The following is a 19931-nucleotide window of genomic DNA, read 5'->3' on the forward strand; positions in this document are numbered from 1 at the left end:
TTCCGACCCGCTTATTGCGCCTTGCACTTTGGCTTCAAGGCGAACGGGCAAATAGAGCTTTACGCATCTTTGTAAATAGACGGTCGAGATGGCAATCCGGTGCTTTCCGGTGGCAGACGAATAAGCGCTTGATTATCTTTTCTAAAAAAGATGAAGGAAATCGTTAAGTGATTTTCCTTAGTTGCCAGTACCGTTCTCGTTTGCAAGTCCTTCTATGATCGCGCGATTTACCACGATCAAATCGTCGATGGTGTCATGGCCTGTAATGACTTCCGACGTATACTTGTCCACCCACAGACCGATCGAGATGATCCGCGCGCGCAAGTCGTCCGGTAGTTGATTGCCCTGGCCCGCGCACATCGAAGAGAAGGTGGACCAGGCCTGGCGATTGCGGTGAAGCGCAGGCGCAAGCTGTGCGCCGCGCAGGCCGGCATCGCGTGCGGCGATCATTTCGCCGGTGATCTGGCTCATCAGCCGGTATTCGTTCCGGCGAGGCGTCGCGGCGATCTGTTGCACGCGTTGGTAGGCATTGAGTGACATGATGGCTCCAGCAAGGACGTCCGCCTCCCTCATATAGGACAAAGACGCACCGAGCGGTCGCAGGGCGGTCCGTTTTGCGATGCGCCGTCGCGGCGTTCCCGATCCGGGACCGCCGAGGAGCCTAAGTCCGTCTTCCTCGCGGCGCCTGGCGATGGCGAGCGGGGACGGGGCCACTGCCGGATACGCAAGGACGCCGCCGGGCATCGCTGCGCCTAATTTCCATCGCCCCGCACCGCCCCCGGCCCGAGCATCCTATAACTAACGCAGGGCTTCGGCCCCGTAACCTTTTGCGGCCATCAATCGCGGATCTTCTTCATGCTCAACGCCATCGGCCTCGTCGTCATCCTGCTGTGCGTCTTCGGCAGCTTCCTGATGTCGGGCGGTAACATAATGGTCATCGCTCACGCCCTGCCGCACGAAATGCTGGCCATTGCCGGCGCGGCGGTGGGTGCGTTCATCCTCGGCAACTCGATGACCACGGTCAAGAAGACCTGGGCGGGGATCCAGCGCGTCTTCAAGGGCGGACGCTGGACCGAGGTCGACTTCCGCGATCTCCTGGCGCTGCTCTTCACGCTGCTCGCCACTTTCCGCAAGGAAGGCGCGAACTCGATCGAGAAGCATCTCGACGCGCCCGAGGAAAGCAGCATCTTCATGCGCTATCCCCGCCTGCTGGGGGACGAGGGGCTGATCGAGTTCATCTGCGACTACTTGCGCATGATGACCGTCAACTTCGAGGACCCGCACCAGCTGGCCGAGGCGATGGAAGGTGACATCGAGCGCCACCATGCCGAGGAACTGGCCCCGCAGCACGCGCTGCAGATGATGGCCGACGGCCTGCCTGCCCTCGGCATCGTCGCCGCCGTTCTGGGCGTCATCAAGACCATGAGTTCGATCGACCAGCCCACCGAGATCCTCGGCGCGATGATCGGCGGCGCTCTGGTCGGTACGTTCCTGGGCGTGCTGCTGGCCTACTGCCTGGTCGGGCCGATCGCGCAGAAGCTGCAGCAGATCATCGATTCCGATTTCAAGCCCTACCTCATCGTCAAGACCGCGATCGTCGGACACGCGCAGGGCCAGCCGACCGAAGTGGCCATCGAGCTTGCGCGCCGCATGACGCCGTCTCCCTATGCCCCTTCGTTCACGCAGCTCGAGACCGCGCTCGACGAAGTGAAGGATCAGCTCAATGCCAAACCTGCCTGAACCCGTGCCGTTCGAAGAGTTCGGACTGGACGCCGCTGCCGCGGATTTCGCCGGAGAGGACCGCGCGCTGCAACTGCCGGTCCATGGCTCCACCGTGACGGCCGAAGACTTGCGCGTCCGCATGGTCCTGGCCTGCGACTTCGAAGGTGCGATGAACATCGACGCCAGCCGGGTCGAGACGGTGGGCCAGGCCGTGCTGCAACTCCTGGTCGCCGCGCGCACCGAGGCGCTGGACGCCGGCCACGAATTCGAAATCGTCAATCCCAGCACGGCCTTCGTCGAGCGCGTGCAGGCCTGCGGACTGGCAGAAGCCGTCGGCCTATCTGAAGAGGAATTCCCGTCGTGAGCAAACTCATCCTGACCGTCGACGATTCCGCCTCGATGCGGATGCTTCTCAAGGCCTCGCTGGCCGCGCAGGGCTTCCGCGTAGAAGCGGCCGATGACGGCGAGCACGGCCTCGAGCGCATGCACGAGGTGAAGCCCGACCTGCTCATCACCGATATCAACATGCCCAAGATGGACGGCTTCGAACTGATCGAGGCGGTCCGTTCGGTGCCCGAATTCCGCGGCACGCCGATCCTGGTGCTCTCCACCGAGTTCTCGGACGAGAAGAAGACCCGCGCCCGCGAAGCCGGGGCCACGGGCTGGATCACCAAGCCGTTCGAAGCCGCCAAGCTGGGAGCGGCTGTCCGCCGCGTCTGCCCGTGAGCGACGAACTCGACGAAATCCAGGGCATCTTCTTCGAGGAGTGCGCCGAAGGTCTCGCCGTGGCCGAACAGGGTCTTTCGGCGATGGCCGAAGGCGATGTCTCGTCCGAGACGATCGCCGGCGTGTTCCGCGCCGTCCACTCGATCAAGGGCGGTTCGGGCGCTTTCGGCCATGCCGCGCTGCTCGCCTTCTCGCACCGTTTCGAGAACGTGCTCGACGAAGTGCGCGCCGGCCGCATTCCCGCCAGCGGCGAAGTGACCCAGACCATGCTGGGCGCCTTCGACATCCTCTCGGATCATGTCACGGCGGCACAGGGCGGCACCGAGCCGCCGGCCGACGCGGTCATGCTGGAACAGCTCGACGCGATCCTGGAAAGCAAGGGCGCCGCCTCGCAGGCCTCGCCCGTCGTCGCTGCGCCCGAGCCGGTGGCCGAGCTGGACGATTTCGGCTTCACGCCGGTCGCGGCGGTGATCGACGACTTCGATCCCTTCGGCTTCGAGCCGGTGGCGGTCGAGCTGGACGATTTCGCCTCTCCGGAACCGGCGGAGCCTGCCGGATGGACCGTTCGCTTCGGCCCTTCGCGCGGCGCGCTGGCCAATGGCGGCGAACCGATGCTGGTCATCCGCGAACTGGAAGAGATGGGCGCGGCGGTCACCGCCGTCGATACCGGCGCGCTTCCGGGCCTGCGCGATCTCGATCCCGAGGACAGCTATTTCGTCTGGACCCTGACCCTGCCCGGCAGCGTGGCCGAACAGGACATCCGCGACTGCTTCGACTTCGTGGCCCCGGACTCGCTGATCGAGATCGCGCGTGCCGCCGCCGTGGTGATGGTGGTGGTCGAGGAACCGGCCGCAGAGGACTTCGACGGCTTCGGCGTATTCGAGCCGCTGCCGGTTTCCCTGCCGGATCTTGACCTGGCACCGGCCGAGCCGATGCTGACGCTGGTGCCCGCGGCCGCCGCTCCGGCGGTACCGGCCCCTGTCGTGCAGGCGGCGCCTGCGAAAGCGGCACCGGCCCAGGCCGAAAAGCCCAAGGCGGAAGCCCGCCAGGGCAGCGTCGAAGTGGCGCAGTCGATCCGCGTGGACTTGTCCAAGCTGGACCAGCTGCTCAACCTTGTGGGCGAACTGGTGATCCGCGGTTCGATCCTGTCGGACCGGCTCTCGCCCGCCGACCAGGAACGCGTCGAACTGCCGGAACTCTCGCGCCTGACGCGGCAGATCCAGGACAACGTGATGTCGCTGCGCGCGCAGCCGATCAAGCAGGCCTTCTCGCGCGTGCCGCGCATGCTGCGCGATCTTTCGGCCGAGACCGGCAAGAAGGTCGTGCTCGAAACCATCGGCGAGATGACCGAAGTGGACAAGGGCGTGATCGAGAAGATCGGCGACCCGCTGACCCACATGATCCGCAACGCAGTGGACCATGGCATCGAAAGCGCCGAGGAACGCCTTGCCGCCGGCAAGCCCGCCGAAGGCACAATCCACTTGTCCGCCGAGCAGAAGGGCGCACGCATCATCGTGCGCGTGCGGGACGACGGGCGCGGCATCAACCGCGAACGCGTGCGCGCCAAGGCGATCGAGCGCGGCATCATTTCCGCGGATGCGCCGATTTCCGACGAGGAGATCGACGGCCTGATCTGCGCGCCGGGCTTCTCCACGGCCGAGACGATCTCGAATATCTCGGGCCGGGGCGTGGGCATGGACGTGGTCCGTTCCAACGTCGAGGCCCTGGGCGGCCGCCTGGAGATCAACTCGGTACCGGGCGAGGGCACGACCTTCACGATGGCGCTGCCGCTGACTCTGGCGATCCTCGACGGCATGATCGTGCGCCTGGGCGACCAGCGCTTCGTGCTGCCGCTGGCCAATGTGATCGAGACCGTCCAGCCCGAGCCGGGCCAGGTCCAGGCGACTTCGCCCAGCTCCGAAGTGATCGAGCTGCGCGGGCAGTACCTGCCGGTGCGCCGCGTGGGCGAGCTGTTCGGCATGCGGTCCCACCGCGTGCCCGAGGACTCGCTCGTCATCATCGTCGAGAGCGAGACGGCCGGGAACGTCGGCCTCATGGTCGACACGATCGATAACCGCCGCGAAGTCGTGATCAAGAGCCTCGAGGACAACCTCCACCCGATCCGCGGTCTCGGCGGCGCGACCATCCTGGGCGACGGCTCGATCGCGCTGATCCTCGACATCGATGCCCTGGTCGCGCCGACCGGCGGCTCATCCAAGTATGCGCTGAAAGGAATGGCAGCATGAGCACCGAAGATAGCGAACTCGACGAACGCAAGATCGTCACTTTCACCCTGGGCAACCGCCTGTTCGGCATCGACATGCGCTCGCTGATCGAAATTCGCGAGTGGGAGGAACCCACCCCGCTGCCGAGCGTGCCGCCCTATGTGAAGGGCGTGACCAACTTGCGCGGCTCGGTCGTTCCCGTGGTCGGCCTGTCCGAGCGCCTGGGCTGGGCGCCCAGCGAGCTGCATTCGCGCTCGTGCATCCTCGTCGTCACCATCGGCGGTCGCCATGCCGGCTTCCTGGTGGACGAAGTGCAGGACATCGTCGTGATCCAGGGCAGCGAGATCCAGCCCGCGCCGGATGTCGAGATCAACGAGCAGGGCGCCATCGCCGGTCTCGTCAAGATCGAACGCCGCACCCATGATGCCGCGGCCAATGCCGAGGCCATGTGCCTGCTGCTCGACCTCGACGCGCTGAGCCTCACCCGCCAGGTGCCGGACTTCGCGTAATGACCGTGCTGGCTTCCCCTGAAGCGACGAGCGGCAGCGCGTTAGGCGGTACTGCCGAGCTGCGTCCCGCCCAGTTCCGCGACATTGCCGCGATCATGCAGCGAGAGGCGCGCATCCATCTGGTCGAGGCCAAGATGACGCTCGTCCACTCGCGGCTGAGCCGCCGCCTGCGCGAGCATGGGCTGACGAGCTTCGTGGACTACGTCGCGCTGGTCCAGCGCGATGCCGGGGAACGCCACGCCATGGTGGTGGCGCTGACCACCAACCACACACATTTCTTCCGCGAGAACCACCACTTCGATCACTTGCGCCGCGACGTCCTGCCCAAGCTGCAGGACCGTGCGCGCAAGGGCGAGAAAGTGCGGATCTGGTCCGCCGGCTGCTCCAGCGGCGAGGAAGTCTATTCGATCGCCATGTGCCTGGCAGGAGACGGGCCGACCAGCGCGGCCTGGCTCCAGCAGGGCGACGTGCGCCTGCTCGCCACCGACATCGCCCCGCATGTCGTGCAGTCCGTGCAGGAGGCGCGCTATTCGGCGGCCACGGTCGAGCCGGTGCCCGAGACCTATCGTCGGCGCTGGATGCGGGCCGAAGCGAACGGCGACCATGTCGTGGCCGATCCGCTGCGCGAGCTGGTGGCGGCACGGGTGCTCAACTTGTTCGAGCCCTGGCCGATGCGCCGCAAGTACGACGTGATTTTCTGCCGCAACGTGATGATCTACTTCGACGATACCGCCAAGGCCGAGCTGGAGGCGCGCTTCGTCGAGATGCTGGCGCCCGGCGGCTATCTCTACATCGGCCATTCGGAGCGCCTGATCGGCCCCGCCACCCGGCTGATGAAGCCGGCGGGGCAGACGATCTACGTCCGCAACGACGGAGGCGCGGCATGACCCTGGCGCCTGAAAAGACGCGCGTCCTGATCGTGGACGACAGCGCCGCCATGCGCGCGCTGCTGAACAAGTTGCTGAGCCACGACCCCGCCATCGAAGTGGTCGGCATGGCGCCAGAGCCCCATGCCGCGCGCGAGATGATCAAGTCGCTCAATCCCGACGTGGTCACGCTCGACATCGAGATGCCCGGGATGGACGGACTGTCGTTCCTCGAACGCATCATGCGCCTGCGGCCGATGCCGGTGGTCATGTGCTCCACCCTGACGGCGCGCGGCACCGAGGCGACCATCGAGGCCATGCGCCTGGGGGCCGTGGACTGCATCGCCAAGCCTTCCGGCAACCCGCTGGAGATCGCGCAGGACGGGGCGCTGCTGCGCAAGATCGTCAAGGCCGCGGCGCGCTCGTCGGTGCGCCGCACCGCCAGTCCGCCGACCCCGGTCAATGCCGCGCAGGGAACCTTGCGCGACGTCGTTATCGCGGTGGGCGCCTCGACCGGCGGGGTGGAAGCCCTGTTCTCGATCATCGGCGCCCTGCCGCCCGATTGCCCGCCGGTCATGGTGGTGCAGCACATGCCCGCGATCTTCACCGGCAGCTTCGCCACGCGGCTCGACAAGACCGCGCGGGTGCAGGTGGTGGAGGCCCAGAACGGCATGAACTTGCGCCGGGGCACGGTCTATCTCGCGCCCGGCGGCGCCCAGCACATGGAGCTGCTGGGCGGCACCAGCGGGCAGGTCAAGCTGGTGGCCGGCGACACGGTCAGCGGACACCGGCCTTCGGTGGACGTGCTGTTCCGTTCGGTCGCACGGCTCGGCTCGCGCGCGGTGGGGGTGATCCTCACCGGCATGGGTTCGGACGGCGCCATGGGCCTCAAGGCCATGCGCGACGCCGGCGCCCGCACGCTCGGGCAGAACCGCGATACTTGCGTGGTCTACGGAATGCCCCGCGCTGCCTTCGAGGCGGGCGCGGTGGAGAAGGAATTGAGTTTGTCCGCCATGCCCGAGGGAATCCTCGGCGCGTGTCGGAGGTAAATGGAGCGGTTCATGCCGGCAGCGTCTGCAATAAAAGTAATGGTGGTCGACGATCAGACGTCCATGCGCGCGATGATCCGTCGCACGCTACAGGATCTGGGTTTCAAGGACATTCGCGACAAGGGCGGCGCGGTGGAAGCACTCGCCTCCATCAAGACCGACCGGGTCCATCTGGTCATCTCGGACTACAACATGCCTGAAATGGACGGCCTGGAATTCCTGGAAGCCGTCCGCAACGATCCGGTGATCGGCAAGACCGTGTTCATCATGCTCACGGGTTCCGCCGACAAGGAAGTGGTCCAGAAGGCCGCGGCCCTGGGCGTGAACAACTATGTCGTGAAGCCTTTCGCGCCGGCGGCGCTGAAGGAAAAGATCGAACGCGTCTTCGGCGAACTGGTCTGAACGCCATGCGCCGCGTTGCCATCGTCCAGGGTGAATATCATGTGGTCAACCAGTCCGGCGTCGTCATCTCGACGCTGCTGGGCTCGTGCGTCGCGGCCTGCCTGCAGGACCCCGTCGCGCGGGTTGGCGGCATGAACCATTTCCTGCTGGGAGAGCCGGGCGCCGATGCGCCGGTGAACCCGGCGGACATGCAGCGCTACGGCGTCCATGCGATGGAACTGCTCATCAATGCCCTGATGAAGCGCGGCGCGCAGCGTTCGCGTCTGCGCGGCCACCTTTACGGCGGGGCGAACATCGTCGCCGGGCTGGGCGGGATCGGCACCAAGAACGGCCAGTTCGCGCGCAACTTCATGCAGACCGAAGGCATTGCGCTCGATCACAGCGACCTTGGCGGCACGCAAGCCCGCAAGGTGGAATTCATGCCTTACGAGGGCAGGGTGCGCGCGACGCTGGTGATGGACCAGCCGCTGCCGCCCGTCGTCCGTCCCAAGCCCATGCCGGTCTTCCAGCCGACCGGCGAACTGGAGCTGTTCTGATCATGGAACGGGCGGACATTCAGGGGGAAGCAATGACAATCGAATCCGAGGGACTCGGGACGGCACTGGGCACGGAACCGGGCCAGGGTCCGGCGGCCCCGCTCTGGCAGGCCCTGGCCCGCGAGATGCGCGTGGCCCGCGAACTGCTGGAACAGCTGGCCGGCGTACTGGTGAACGACGAGCGCTTCGTGCTGGACTATATCGACCAGCTCCAGGCCTTCGACCTGATCGCCCAGCATGTGGATGAAAGCGCCGCGCTGCTCGACCGCGTGGCCGGCGGGCAGAGCCCCGGCGAGGCGATCGGCCAGGTGCGGCTGAGCGTCATGCAGGACCGGCTTCGCGCCGCCCTGGACTGAGGAATTCAAAGCGTGGCACGGGGCAACGAAGATCATCCCACGATCGTCATCCGCAAGGTCAAGAAGCATGCGCACGCCGGTCATCACGGCGGTGCGTGGAAGGTCGCCTATGCCGACTTCGTGACCGCGATGATGGCCTTCTTCATGCTGCTCTGGCTGCTGGCCAACCCGGACAAGGAGCAGCTCAAGGGCCTGGCGGAATACTTCTCGCCCAATGCCGACCGGTCTTCGCCGGCGACGACGCTGACCAACCAGCCCGGCTCGCAGCCGGGGCTTGGCGGGCACAGCCGCCGCAACCAGTCGGCCGACAACCGGGCCGTGGGCCAGCCTTCCGCCGAAGCCGGCACCAAGGGTGCGGCGCGCGGCGGCACGGCCGATGTGCCTGAGGCGGCGCTGCGCGTCATGGCGCAAGAGATGCAGCTCTCGCTCGATCCGCCTGTCGATCCCAGCGAGGGCAAGCGCAGCGTCGACGTGGAGCCTTCGCGCGACGGCTTCCGCATCCACCTGATGGACAACGCCAACCGCTCGATGTTCAAGGGCCCGACCGCCCAGCTCAACGACTATGCCCGCAACCTGCTGGGCCGTATCGCTCGCAAGCTGGCCGGTACCGGCGCCCAGGTCGCCATCGAAGGACATACGGACAGCACCGGCGGGCAGAGCGAGGCCAACTGGAACCTCTCCGCGCAGCGCGCCCTTTCGGCCCGCGCGGCCCTGGTCGCCTCCGGCCTGCCGGCGGATCGTTTCTCCGAAGTGGTGGCCAAGGCAGGGACCGAGCCGGTCTATCCCGACCGCCCGGACCGCCCGGAAAACCGCCGCATCACCATCGTCGTCATGGCCGAACCTTCTGCGTTGCCGCAGGATGCGAGCTTCAAGTTCTGAGAGTCAGCATAAAAAATGGCTCGCATTTTTAGAACGGCACCGATTGGGGCCTGGGCCGGTGCCGCAAAATGCGCCTTCGGCGTATTTTCAGATAAACGAGACTGGAGACTATCGTGATCAAGCGGATCGTGATCGGCCTTGTCGCGCTGATCGCCGGCACCGGTGTCGGCATTGGCGGCGCCTATGCGGCCCGGCATTTCCTGCCGCAGGTCATGCCCGACCTTGGCCCTGTCCGGGTCGAGACCGAATTCGTGCCCACGGGCACCATCCTTGCCCCGCTGACTTTCCCGGATGGCCGCCTGTCGGGCTACGTCTCGTTCGAGTGCCAGATCGAAGTCGACAAGGGCAAGGCCGAGGATGTGACCGGCCAGCTGCCGCTGCTGCTCAACGCCGTGAACATGCGCACGTATCGCACGCCGCTGGCCAGCGGGCCGGACGGCATGATCCCCGGCGTGGAGGCCTTCCGCCGGGTGGTGATGGACGCCGCCGTGGAAGTCTACGGCAAGGATCTCGTCCACCGCGTGGTGGTCACGCAGGCCTCGCCGGTCTGAGCGGGGCGGGGGAGAAAGACGCGATGCCCTTGTCATCGTCCGCCATGCCGCAGCCTGCGGGGGCCGTCCCGTCATCGTCGCCGGTGCCGCCGCGCGTTGCGCGCGGGCCGCGGGTCACGACGATCCTGCTCATCGGCAAGCTCGCCAGCCATTCGGGCGAGACGATCTGCCGCATCCGCAACATCTCGGACAACGGCTTCATGGCCGAAGTCCACGGTGCTTTCGCCGTGGACCAGAAGGTCGAGGCGACGCTGAAGGCCGGAGACGTGCTGCGCGGCAAAGTGCGCTGGTCGCTCAACGGCCGGATCGGCGTGGAGTTCGACGCGCCGGTCGACGTCGCGGGACTGCTGGGCCATGTCGCCAATCGCATCGGTCCCGAGGGCATTGCGCGCGGGCCGCGCTTCGACGTCGATTGCGGCGCCGAGCTGCTGGCTGCGCACCAGCGCCACGACGTCCGCCTGATCGACCTTTCGCAGGGAGGCGCACGCCTGGTCGCGGAAGTGCAGATCGCGCGCGACAGCATCGTCAGGCTCACTCTTCCGGGCCTGGGCGAACGCGAAGCCGCGGTGCGCTGGGTGGGAGAGGGCGCCTATGGCCTCTCTTTCCTGGAACCCTTGCCCTTTGCGGACTTCGGCCCCTGGCTGATGAACCGCGTGCTGCGCTACGGCGCCTGATGACAAAAGGGGCGCGGCAGGCCTGATCCTGCCGCGCCCCCTTCAGGCGAACCGGATGGCGAAGGGCCGCTACCCGGGCACCCCGAAACTCTTCACCAGCGACCCGGCGATCAGCGCCCAGCCGTCCACCAGCACGAAGAAGATGATCTTCATCGGCAGCGAGATCGTCGCGGGGGGCAGCATCATCATGCCCATGGCCATGAGCACGGCGGCCACTGCCAGGTCGATCACCAGGAACGGCAGCAGCAGCAGGAAGCCGATCTCGAAAGCGCGGCGCAGTTCGGAGATCATGAAAGCGGGCATCAGCGTCGTCATCGGCAGATCCGCGCGCGAAGCTGGCACTTTGCCGGAGAGCTGGACGAACAGCTTCACGTCGTCGTCCCGGACCTGCTTGAGCATGAAAGTGTGGAACGGCTTGCTGGCACGTTCCAGCGCCTGGGTCTCGTTGATGCGGCCCTGGTTGTAGGGGACCATGCCCTCTTTCCAGGCTGCATCGAACGTCGGGGCCATGACGAAGAACGACAGGAACAGCGCCAGGCTGATGATGACCGGGTTAGGCGGCACGCCCTGGGCGCCAAGGCCCGAGCGCAGCAGCGAAAGGGCAACGATGATGCGCGTGAACGAGGTGACCGTCATCAGGATGCCGGGCGCCAGGCTCAGCACCGTCATCAGCAGGACGAGCTGGATCACCCTTCCGGACATCGCGCCTTCGCCAAGGGCGCCGGCGGCCTTCTGGGCCATGGCGGCTTCGGGCAACACGGCAAGAATTGCCGCCCCGCACAGCGCGGCGGCAATGGCATAGCGTTTATGCATCGACAGGGGCTTTCGGTGTACTTTTCGGGGAGACCGGGCCGATGCACGGCGCGGAATCGAGCATGACGACGCCTTCGGGCGAGATCAGCAGGCTGATCTCGCGGTAATCGCGGCGGATGAGGACGACCGAGCGGCGGGGATCGATGGCAAGGCGCTCGATCAGTTCCAGCCGGCGATCGGGACGAGCCTGGCCCATGCCGGCAAAAAGCTGGCCGTTCAGCCACTTCTGCGGCAGTTTCAGGTCATAGCGGCGCACCACCCAGAGCGCGCCGACCAGCATGCCGAGCACCACGCCCAATGCGCCGATGGTGCGCAGCAGAGAGAGAAAATCCATCCTCTCAGCGCTCGCGTTCGACGACCTTGGTGATCTCCAGCGACATCACCTCGCCGTTCACCAGGATCTTGCCTTCTGCCACCAGCTGGTCGTTCACATAGACGCGGGTGGGATCGTTGTGCCCGCAATCGAGCGGGATCATTGCGCCGCGGCTCATCTTGAGAACCTGCCGGATGGGGATGCTGGTCGATCCGAGTACGATCGACATGTCGATGGGAATGCCTTCGAGAACGGACATGACGCGTCTCCTTTCAAGCCTGCTTATAGGAATTATTTTATAGGAGCATGCCGCCGCTAGGCAAAAAATGCCTATAAGGATGCTGACTGCCGCAAGGGGCAGGGCAGGAGCTGTGTTGATGGAACTTCAGAACTCGATCGGCGTCTCGGCATCGGGCCTTCGCGCCCAGTCGCTGAGAATGCGCGTGATCGCGGAAAACCTGGCGAACTCGGATTCCGTGGCGAAGACGCCCGATGCCGATCCCTATCGCCGCCGGGTCGCCACCTTCACTGCCGAAGTCGACCGTGCCAGCGGTGCCACCCAGGTCGCCGTCAAGTCGATCGAAGGCGACAAGAGCCAGTTCGGGCGCGTCTACCAGCCGGGTAGCCCGGCCGCCGACGCGCAGGGCTATGTCAGCCAGCCCAACGTCAACCCGCTGATCGAGGCTGCCGACATGAAGGCGGCGCAGCGGTCCTACGAAGCCAACCTCAATGCGATCGAATCCGCGCGCGGCATGACCATGCGCACTATCGACCTGCTCAAGTAAGGAACATCTCCATGGCAATCGGAGCACTCGACGCCGCGGCCGCCTATGGCCGCGCGATGAAGACGGCTGGGCCGTCGGTCGGTGGTAGCGGGGGCGGCCTCGCCGGCCTCGGCGACATGGCCGGAGGCCTGTCCGGCGCGGTATCCGGCGCGGGCGGCAACTTCGGCACCATGGTGGAATCCATGGTGACCGACGCCTCGTCCTCGCTGCGCACCGCCGAAGCCGAAAGCGCCAAGCAAGTGGCCGGCAAGGGCGACCTGATCGACGTCGTCACCGCCATCGGCGCAGCGGAAAGCGCGCTCGACACCGTGGTGGCCGTGCGCGACCGCGTGGTCAGCGCCTATTCCGACATCATGCGGATGCAGATCTAGACGACCGCGCAGTGGCGGGGCCGGCCGGGACGGAATCCCGGCCTGCAACCGCCACATCCTGCCGCCACATCCTGCAAACGCCACATCCTTCCACCGAAAGACAGACGGCAGTCATGACCTCACCCGAAGCCATCGAGATCGCGCGCGCGGCGCTGGTGCTGGTGCTGACCATCGCCGGTCCCATGCTGATCGCCGCGCTGATCGTCGGCGTCGCCATCGGCCTGCTTCAGGCCCTTACCCAGGTGCAGGAAATGACCCTGACTTTCGTGCCCAAGATCCTGGTCCTGGGCGTGGTCATGCTGGTTTCGCTGCCCATGATCGGCCATGCCCTCGGCGCCTTCATGGACCGCATCGCCGACGCCATCGTCACTGGCTGACACCATGGCCGGCGCATCCCTCGACATGGTGACCCTGGCGGCGCTGCCGATCGATGCGGCGACGTTCCTGATCCTGTTCTGCCGGGTGGGTGCGGTGATCATGCTGCTGCCGGCCTTCTCCGAAGATTCGGTGCCGCCGCAGATCCGGCTGGTGATGTCGCTGGGCTTCACGGTCGGCCTTTACGGCATGCTCCAGGGCCAGGTCGCGCCGGCGGTGAAGTCGGACGTTTCGCTGCCGCTCCTGGTGATCGGCGAAGTGCTGGTGGGCATCGCGATGGGCATGATCGTGAAGATCCTGTTCAGCGCGGCCGCCGTCGCCGGATCGATTGCCAGCCTGCAGGTCGGCCTGGCCTCCGCGCTCGTGGCCGACCCCTCGATGGGCGGGCAGTCTCCGCTGCTCTCGCGCCTGTTCGGGATCGCGGCGGTGATCGTCTGCATGAGCCTGGGCGTCCACCACTTGTGGATCGCCTCGATCTTCCAGTCCTATTCGGTGTTCCCGGTAGGCGGACTGCCGCCCGCCGCGCAGTTCGCCGATCTTGCGGTGAAAGTCACCGGCCAGTCGCTGGCGCTGGGCGTCAGCCTGGCCGCGCCGCTGATCCTCTATGGCGCGCTGTTCAACGTCGGCCTCGGCCTGGCCGCCCGCGTGGCGCCGTCGATCCAGGTCTTCTTCATCACCCAGCCCCTCAACCTGCTGCTCGGCATCTCTTTGCTGGCGATGACTCTCGGCACGATGCTGACGGCCTTCGCGAACGCCATGGGTGCCTTCATGCAGAACGGATGGAGCCTCTAGCGCCATGGCCGAGAGCGACAAGGACCAGCGGACTCACGAGCCGACCCAGAAGAAGCTCGACGATGCCCGCAAGCGCGGCGAAGTGGCGATGGCGCCGGAAGTGCGCCACGCCACGATGATGGCCGGCGCGCTGATCGTCACGGGCTGGGTCGGCATTTCCGCGATCCGCCATCTCGGCATGATGTTGACCCGCCTCTGGGGCAGCGCCGAGGACTATCCGCTCGATCCCGATGGCGCGCAGAACCTGATGACCGGGGTGGCGCGCCATTTCATGCTCTCGATGCTGCCGGTGTTCGGCGTGCTGTTCGCCTGCGCGGTGGCCACGATGTTCCTTCAGGGTCGCGCCACGCTGAGCTGGTCGCGCCTGAAGCCGAAGTGGTCCAAGCTCAACCCGGCCAGCGGGATGAAGCGCATCTTCGGCATGCGTGCGCTGGTGGAATTCGGCAAGACCCTGGCCAAGTTCAGCGCCATCGGCCTGGTGGTCTTCCTGGTGCTGAAGCCGCGCGTGACCGGGTTGGACCAGTTGGTCGGCTTCGCGCCGGGCGCGATCGGCGCCGCGGCGGGAACGCTGGCATACGAGGCGATCCGCGCAGTGCTGATGCTGGTCATGGCCCTGGCCCTGTTCGACTTCATCTATCAGCGCCGCGCCTTCATGAAGCGCATGATGATGACCTTCCAGGAAGTGAAGGACGAGCACAAGCAGAGCGACGGCGATCCCAAGATCAAGGCCAAGATCCGTCAGATCCAGATGCAGCGTTCGCGCAAACGCATGATGGCCGCGGTGCCAGAGGCGAGCGTCATCATCACCAATCCGACGCACTACGCCATCGCGCTGAAGTACGACCACGGCGCCATGGCCGCGCCGGTGGTGGTGGCCAAGGGCGTGGACGCCATTGCCCTGCGCATCCGCGAGATCGCCACCGAATCCAGGGTGCCGATCGTCGAGAGCCCGCCGCTCGCCCGCGCGCTTTACGCCGCCGTCGACATCGACCGGCCGATCCCGATCGAGCACTACGCCGCCGTGGCCGAGATCATCGGCTACGTCATGCGCCTGGCGCGCACGGGCAGCGGCGCCGGTGCGGCCCGGAAATACCCGTGAAAATCCCTGCCGCAGCCGCCGCCAGCCGCCTCTTTCTTCCTATAAGGACAGTGATGCCCAAGCCTTTCAAATCGAGGATGCAAGGTCCGCGTCTCGCCATGATGGCAGGCCTGGTGGCACTTGCTTCGGCGCTGGCGCCCACGGCGGCTTTCGCCGGGCCCCAGCCGCGCATCAAGGACATCGTCGATGTCGAGAACGTGCGGTCGAACCAGTTGGTCGGCTACGGTCTCGTCGTCGGCCTCCAGGGCACCGGCGACCGCATCCGCAACGTTCCCTTCACCGAAGAGACCTTGCAGGCCATGCTGGAGCGCATGGGCGTGAACATTCGCGGCACGCAGATGCTGACGCAGAACGTGGCCGCCGTGACGGTGACCGCGACCATGCCGGCCTTCGCCCGCGCGGGCTCCACCATCGACGTGCAGGTCTCCGCGCTCGGCGATTCCACCAGCCTGCAGGGCGGCATCCTGCTGGTCTCCTCCCTCCGCGCGCTCGATGGCGAGATCTACGCCGTGGCGCAGGGCCCGGTCGCGGTATCCGGCTTCAAGGCGCAGGGCGCGGCGGCCAAGCTCAGCCGCGGCGTAATGACCACCGCGCGCATCGCCGGCGGCGCCATCGTCGAGCGCGAGGTTCCCTATGACTTGCGCTCCGCCCAGACGCTGAAACTGGCGCTGAAGAATCCCGATTTCACCACCGCCCGCCAGATCGCCGCGACCATCAATCGCGAGGCGCCCGGCGCCGCCCAGGTGCTCGACCCCGGCACCGTGGAGATCAACCCGGCCGGCGGCTCGGTGATCGATCTCATCACCCGTGTCGAGAACCTGCCGGTACAAGTGGACCAGCCCGCGCGCATCGTCATCAACGAAGCCGCCGGCACCGTGGTCATGGGCGCGGACGTGCGCGTCAGCCCCGTTGCCATCGCGCAGGGCGGGCTGACCATCAGCGTCACCGAGACGCCGATCGTCTCGCAGCCCGCGCCGTTCTCCAGCGGCCAGACCACCGTGGTGCCGCGCACCAACGTCCAGGCGGACGACGGCAGCGGCGCCTCGCTGGCAGTGCTGAACGGCGGCACTTCGCTCCAGACCCTGGTTGCCGGGCTCAATGCCCTGGGCGTCAGCCCGCGCGACCTCATCACCATCCTGCAGGCGCTGCGCACGGCGGGCGCGCTGCAGGCCGAAATAGCGGTACAGTAAAGATGGCAGATCCGATTCTTGCTTCGCTTCCTTCCCATCCCGCGGTCCAGACGCCGGATCGCAGCCCCGCCAAAGTGGCGCGCGATTTCGAAGGCGTCTTCGCAGGGCAGATCACCAAGATCATGCTGGAGACCGTCGAGCAGGGCGAGGATTTCAACGGCGGCCACGGCGAGGAAATGTTCCGCGGTGTCCTGGCCGAGCAGATCGGCACCCAGATCGCCAAGGGCAAGGGCTTGGGCATCGCCTCGGCCGTGGAAGCGCAGATCATCCGTTTGCAGGGAGGCAATGGCCATGCCCAATGAGCTGATCGAGATCATGACCTCGCTCTCGATGGTCATGCGCGAAGAGACCGAGCGTCTCGAAGGCCGCGAGCGCGCGCTCGAACTGGCTGAACTGGCGGCGGCGAAGACGCGGCTGGTGGGGTCGCTGGAAGAAGTCCTGGCGCGGCGCAACCGGCTCGACCCGGAATGGACCGAGCAGATGGACGACGAGACGCGCGAGCGCCTGGCCGAAGCCCTGGGCGAACTGCGCGCGGCCTCGCTGGTGAACTCGGCCCTGCTGGAGCGCCAGATCGAACTCTCGATGGAAATGATGGGCGCCATCGCCAACGAGGCCAAGCGTCTCTCTGGCAACCGCACTTATACCTATGGTTCCAAAGGCGACATCGCGCGCCTCGACCTGACCACACCCATCTCGTTCAACAGCGAATACTGACCGGCAAGGCCCGGCAGGGGACCAGCGGTCTCTCGCCGGGCTTTTCCTGGAGTCAGGGCTGGAGCTTGTGCCAGCACCGGCGCGCAGGGCTGCCTTCCGGCCGCGCGGAAGCTGCGGCACGCGGCCTTCGCGGGAGGGAAGTTCCGGGGTATGGTTCCGACGGTCCAGAAAGCGCACGACCCTTCACGCGCTTCCATTGCGTTCCAACGAGAACGCTGCTTAGCAATCCCGGCCAAACACCTCTTATGCGGAATTCGGACCCGTCCCGTGCGACATCGCGGGCGGCGAGGCGCGCCGATCAACAGGCCAGCGGAACCGTCAGGCTCCCCGCCAGGAGGGCGGCGGTCTCGTCGGCCGGCGCCGGGCGGCCGAACAGGTAGCCCTGGCCGAACGTGCAGCCCAGATCGGCGAGATAGCGTGCCTGCTGCTCGGTTTCGATCCCTTCGGCCGTCACGGGCATGGCAAGGCTCTGGCCGAGATCCACGACCACTTTCACCAGCTTGCGCCCGGCATCGCTGTCGAGCGACTGGACGAGCGTGCGGTCGATCTTGATCATGTCCAGCGGGATCTTGCACATGCGGCTGAGGCTGGCATAGCCCGAGCCGAAGTCGTCGAGCGCCACCTTGATGCCCGCTTCGCGCAAGGCGGCAACGGTGGCCTGGGCAGCGGCGACGTCGTGCATCACTGCATTCTCGGTGATCTCCACCGTCAGCCTGTCGGGCCTGAGGCCGCTGGCGAAGACGATCCGCAGCAGCCGCGAGGCGATGTGCGGTTCGCAGACCTGCCATGGCGACATATTGAGCGCGAGGCCGGTGCCGCCGCCCCACTCGTGCGCATCGCGGCAGGACTGGCGGAACATCGCATAAAGCAGGTCATCGTTGAGGCCCACGTCCTCGGCGATCGGCAGGAAGCTGTCCGGGGCAAGCAGGCCGCGCTGCGGATGTCGCCATCGCACCAGGGCCTCGAAGCGGACGACCCGGCGCGAGGCGAGCGCGACGATGGGCTGGTAATAGGGCACGAGTTCGCCGCGCAGCAGGCCACCGCGCAAGTCCTCTTCCAGCGAGGCCCGCTCGGCCAGGCTGGCGAACATCTCGGGTGAAAAGCGCCGGGCGCAATCGCCGCCTGCATCCTTGGCATGAGTGAGGGCGATCGAGGCGCCGCGCAGCAGTTCCTCCGCGGGGACTGTTCCCGCGTGGTCCGTGGCGATGCCGATGGAGGCGGTCAGGTGTACCATGTGGCGGCCGAGGCTGACCGGTTCGCCGATCGCTTCCAGCAACTGCGCGGCGAGGCGCTCGGCAGGGAGGTCGGATGTGATGATGCCTGATGCCGCGCGGGGCCGATCTTCGGGCAGGAAGCAGGCGAATTCGTCGGCACCGAGATGGATGACATGCGAGCGGCGCAGGACGCGGCGGCAGCGCTCGTGAACGATGTCGATCAGGAAGTCGCCGGTAGCAGGGCCGCAGAGATCGTTGATGAGCTTGAAACGGTCGAGATTGACCATCAGCAGCGAGACGGCCCGCGGTGGCATGGCCCGTGTGAAAGGCGCGCTTTCAGAGAGAGCGCTGCCGTCGGGAGGACGGGCTCCATCGGGCGCCCGGAGGCGGGCGAGGGCGTGCGAGACCAGCGTCAGCGGCGGAACGCGCGCGGCGGAGAATCCCGCCGGGTCGGCCGTGGATCGCGGCGGGGGCCGCTTTCCATTCGGCTTGAACAGTTTAGGTATGCGCATCGTGCCTTCCGGGGGGTCTGACACATACCATTATATGGGGCCGGTCGGGACTATGGGCCCGGCCTCATGTCATTTGCTGTTACTATTCGAACACGGCCGCCAGGACCGTGGCAAGATTGGCCGGATCCAGCTCGTCTATGGCGACTTCGAGATCGGGGTTCTCGCTGTAGCCGAGCATCCGTCCATGACGGTCGAGCGTGACCGAGAGGACGCGCAGCCCTTCGGCTTCCGTCACCACGGCAAGGCCGCCGGCAGAGGGGAAGCGGTCGGGATCGACGATCAGGACCGAGCGTCCGGGAAGCCCTGCACCGAGCGTGGCCCGGCCCAGGCGCAGGCCATAGGCGCGCGGCCCGGCATTGCGCGGCGCTTCGACCTGGGCACCGGCCGGCGTGAGGGCGATCAGTCCATCGGCCAGGGGGCTGCCGAAGACGGGCACGAGGCGAACGGAGGGGTGCTCCGCCACCATGGTATCGCCGCCGGCATCTTCCGCCAGAGCTTCCGCAGCGCGGCGCCTGCCGGCACCGCGTTCCAGCATGGGGCGCTCGCTCATGGCGCGGCCCAGGGAAGGACGATCGAGCGGCGGACGATCGAGCAGCGGATGCGGCACGGCGCGTGTGATGCCTTGCGCGCGAGACGGGCCGTGCAGTTCGTCGCGCAGGGCGGCGATGCGACCGCGGGACTTGGCGATCCGCAGTTCCGGGTTCGCCACGAGCGGCAGCACCGGATCCAGGTCTCCGCGCTGATGCGCCTCGGTGACGATGGCGATCAGTTCGCCGTCGTCCGCAGCCGCGAACAGCCGGCGCAGGGAAGCACGGACTTCCTCGTTCCAGCGATCGAAAGGCTTCAGGGCATTCTCGATACGCGACAGGATAACCGGGGCGATCCCATATTCGTGCTCGAGAGCGGCGATCGTCAGGGCATCATCCGCCGCGCGGCGTGTGCGCAGGGCCGCCGCCAGCAGCACGGCGAAACGCTCGGCAGCGGGATCGACACGGTCGCTGCCATGGAGCGGATCCGCCCAGGCCGAGATGTCGAAATCCGGATCGTCGATGTCGATCAGGAGTTCGCCGGCATCGATGCCGAGGGCGGCCGCGATATCGCGCAGCTCTCCGGCACGCGCAAAGATCTCTCCCCTCTCGATCTTCGAAAGGCGAATATAGGTGATCGTCGGAAGCTTCTCCGACAACTCTAGCAGCGATCCAATATTCAGCTGCTTGCGAAATTTCCGGATGCGGTTCGGAAAGACGAGTGTTCGATA

The 19931-nt window shown here is 66.5% G+C and carries 27 protein-coding genes; 21 read left to right on the forward strand and 6 right to left on the reverse strand.

The window, feature by feature from the left end; genetic code table 11:
- Positions 1-177 precede the first annotated feature (177 nt).
- Entirely contained in the window at positions 178-540 is a 363-nt protein-coding gene (flaF, locus tag EDF58_RS19700; protein ID WP_132268612.1) for a flagellar biosynthesis regulator FlaF, read from the reverse strand.
- Positions 541-855: 315 nt separating this feature from the next.
- Between flaF and motA the strand changes: the two genes are divergently transcribed.
- From motA to EDF58_RS19765, 13 genes are all read left to right on the forward strand, one after another.
- Positions 856-1740, forward strand: coding sequence for a flagellar motor stator protein MotA (motA, locus tag EDF58_RS19705; protein WP_021233049.1), 885 nt, complete (start codon positions 856-858; stop codon positions 1738-1740).
- Positions 1724-2086 (forward strand): STAS domain-containing protein, encoded by a 363-nt coding sequence (locus tag EDF58_RS19710; RefSeq protein WP_132268614.1) that lies wholly within the window; start codon positions 1724-1726, stop codon positions 2084-2086. The genes motA and EDF58_RS19710 overlap by 17 nt, the downstream gene beginning before the upstream one ends.
- Positions 2083-2448: a response regulator gene (locus EDF58_RS19715; protein WP_132268615.1), complete on the forward strand. Its 366-nt coding sequence runs from the start codon at positions 2083-2085 to the stop codon at positions 2446-2448. The genes EDF58_RS19710 and EDF58_RS19715 overlap by 4 nt, the downstream gene beginning before the upstream one ends.
- A complete protein-coding gene (locus EDF58_RS19720) occupies positions 2445-4694 on the forward strand; it encodes a chemotaxis protein CheA (RefSeq protein WP_132268617.1) in 2250 nt (749 codons plus the stop codon). The genes EDF58_RS19715 and EDF58_RS19720 overlap by 4 nt, the downstream gene beginning before the upstream one ends.
- A complete protein-coding gene (locus EDF58_RS19725) occupies positions 4691-5182 on the forward strand; it encodes a chemotaxis protein CheW (protein WP_132268618.1) in 492 nt (163 codons plus the stop codon). Before EDF58_RS19720 ends, EDF58_RS19725 begins: the two co-directional genes overlap by 4 nt.
- Positions 5182-6069 (forward strand): CheR family methyltransferase, encoded by an 888-nt coding sequence (locus EDF58_RS19730; protein WP_132268620.1) that lies wholly within the window; start codon positions 5182-5184, stop codon positions 6067-6069. The genes EDF58_RS19725 and EDF58_RS19730 overlap by 1 nt, the downstream gene beginning before the upstream one ends.
- Positions 6066-7097, forward strand: coding sequence for a chemotaxis response regulator protein-glutamate methylesterase (locus tag EDF58_RS19735; protein ID WP_132268622.1), 1032 nt, complete (start codon positions 6066-6068; stop codon positions 7095-7097). Before EDF58_RS19730 ends, EDF58_RS19735 begins: the two co-directional genes overlap by 4 nt.
- 12 nt (positions 7098-7109) lie before the next feature.
- Positions 7110-7499, forward strand: a complete 390-nt coding sequence (locus EDF58_RS19740; RefSeq protein ID WP_207913048.1) for a response regulator — start codon at positions 7110-7112, stop codon at positions 7497-7499.
- 5 nt (positions 7500-7504) lie between these two features.
- A complete protein-coding gene (locus EDF58_RS19745) occupies positions 7505-8035 on the forward strand; it encodes a chemotaxis protein CheD (protein ID WP_132268626.1) in 531 nt (176 codons plus the stop codon).
- A 32-nt stretch (positions 8036-8067) separates the two neighbouring features.
- Positions 8068-8391, forward strand: a complete 324-nt coding sequence (locus tag EDF58_RS19750) for a hypothetical protein (protein ID WP_243654383.1) — start codon at positions 8068-8070, stop codon at positions 8389-8391.
- A gap of 12 nt (positions 8392-8403) precedes the next feature.
- Positions 8404-9270 carry a flagellar motor protein MotB gene (locus tag EDF58_RS19755; protein ID WP_132268628.1) on the forward strand — a complete coding sequence of 289 codons (867 nt, stop codon included), beginning with the start codon at positions 8404-8406 and terminating at the stop codon, positions 9268-9270.
- A gap of 113 nt (positions 9271-9383) precedes the next feature.
- The gene (locus tag EDF58_RS19760; protein ID WP_314463893.1) at positions 9384-9821 is read left to right on the forward strand and encodes a hypothetical protein; all 438 of its coding nucleotides are present in this window, start codon (positions 9384-9386) and stop codon (positions 9819-9821) included.
- A gap of 23 nt (positions 9822-9844) precedes the next feature.
- A complete protein-coding gene (locus EDF58_RS19765; protein WP_132268629.1) occupies positions 9845-10495 on the forward strand; it encodes a PilZ domain-containing protein in 651 nt (216 codons plus the stop codon).
- Between the two features lie 69 nt (positions 10496-10564).
- On the opposite strand, the gene fliP is transcribed toward EDF58_RS19765, so the two are convergent.
- The 3 genes from fliP to EDF58_RS19780 are packed head-to-tail and all read right to left on the reverse strand — an operon-like array spanning position 10565 to position 11880.
- Positions 10565-11308 carry a flagellar type III secretion system pore protein FliP gene (fliP, locus tag EDF58_RS19770; protein ID WP_132268631.1) on the reverse strand — a complete coding sequence of 248 codons (744 nt, stop codon included), beginning with the start codon at positions 11306-11308 and terminating at the stop codon, positions 10565-10567.
- Positions 11301-11642 carry a flagellar biosynthetic protein FliO gene (locus EDF58_RS19775; RefSeq protein WP_132268633.1) on the reverse strand — a complete coding sequence of 114 codons (342 nt, stop codon included), beginning with the start codon at positions 11640-11642 and terminating at the stop codon, positions 11301-11303. The genes fliP and EDF58_RS19775 overlap by 8 nt, the downstream gene beginning before the upstream one ends.
- A 4-nt stretch (positions 11643-11646) precedes the next feature.
- Positions 11647-11880 (reverse strand): FliM/FliN family flagellar motor switch protein, encoded by a 234-nt coding sequence (locus EDF58_RS19780; RefSeq protein WP_132268634.1) that lies wholly within the window; start codon positions 11878-11880, stop codon positions 11647-11649.
- 118 nt (positions 11881-11998) lie between these two features.
- Here EDF58_RS19780 and flgC point away from each other — a divergent pair, with 118 nt between their 5' ends.
- The 8 genes from flgC (at position 11999) to EDF58_RS19820 (ending at position 16947) form a co-directional block, all read left to right on the forward strand.
- The gene (gene flgC, locus EDF58_RS19785) at positions 11999-12406 is read left to right on the forward strand and encodes a flagellar basal body rod protein FlgC (protein WP_132268636.1); all 408 of its coding nucleotides are present in this window, start codon (positions 11999-12001) and stop codon (positions 12404-12406) included.
- Positions 12407-12417: 11 nt separating this feature from the next.
- A complete protein-coding gene (locus EDF58_RS19790) occupies positions 12418-12777 on the forward strand; it encodes a flagellar hook-basal body complex protein FliE (protein WP_132268638.1) in 360 nt (119 codons plus the stop codon).
- Positions 12778-12890: 113 nt separating this feature from the next.
- Complete coding sequence (locus EDF58_RS19795) at positions 12891-13154, forward strand: flagellar biosynthetic protein FliQ (protein ID WP_132268639.1); 264 nt, start codon at positions 12891-12893, stop codon at positions 13152-13154.
- Between the two features lie 4 nt (positions 13155-13158).
- Positions 13159-13944 carry a flagellar biosynthetic protein FliR gene (gene fliR, locus EDF58_RS19800; RefSeq protein ID WP_132268641.1) on the forward strand — a complete coding sequence of 262 codons (786 nt, stop codon included), beginning with the start codon at positions 13159-13161 and terminating at the stop codon, positions 13942-13944.
- Between the two features lie 4 nt (positions 13945-13948).
- Positions 13949-15043: a flagellar biosynthesis protein FlhB gene (gene flhB / locus EDF58_RS19805; protein ID WP_132268643.1), complete on the forward strand. Its 1095-nt coding sequence runs from the start codon at positions 13949-13951 to the stop codon at positions 15041-15043.
- Positions 15044-15141: 98 nt separating this feature from the next.
- Positions 15142-16233 (forward strand): flagellar basal body P-ring protein FlgI, encoded by a 1092-nt coding sequence (locus EDF58_RS19810; protein ID WP_243654384.1) that lies wholly within the window; start codon positions 15142-15144, stop codon positions 16231-16233.
- Positions 16234-16235: 2 nt separating this feature from the next.
- The gene (locus EDF58_RS19815; RefSeq protein WP_132268646.1) at positions 16236-16535 is read left to right on the forward strand and encodes a rod-binding protein; all 300 of its coding nucleotides are present in this window, start codon (positions 16236-16238) and stop codon (positions 16533-16535) included.
- Positions 16525-16947 (forward strand): flagellar biosynthesis protein FlgN, encoded by a 423-nt coding sequence (locus EDF58_RS19820; RefSeq protein ID WP_132268648.1) that lies wholly within the window; start codon positions 16525-16527, stop codon positions 16945-16947. The genes EDF58_RS19815 and EDF58_RS19820 overlap by 11 nt, the downstream gene beginning before the upstream one ends.
- A gap of 298 nt (positions 16948-17245) precedes the next feature.
- Here EDF58_RS19820 and EDF58_RS19825 read toward each other — a convergent pair whose 3' ends face one another.
- Positions 17246-18673 (reverse strand): bifunctional diguanylate cyclase/phosphodiesterase, encoded by a 1428-nt coding sequence (locus tag EDF58_RS19825; RefSeq protein WP_132268650.1) that lies wholly within the window; start codon positions 18671-18673, stop codon positions 17246-17248.
- An 82-nt stretch (positions 18674-18755) separates the two neighbouring features.
- Positions 18756-19859, reverse strand: a complete 1104-nt coding sequence (locus tag EDF58_RS19830; RefSeq protein ID WP_243654385.1) for an XRE family transcriptional regulator — start codon at positions 19857-19859, stop codon at positions 18756-18758.
- Positions 19860-19931: the final 72 nt, after the last annotated feature.

It is taken from the genome of Novosphingobium sp. PhB57, assembly GCF_004342985.1.
In the GTDB taxonomy this organism is placed as follows: Bacteria; Pseudomonadota; Alphaproteobacteria; order Sphingomonadales; family Sphingomonadaceae; genus Novosphingobium.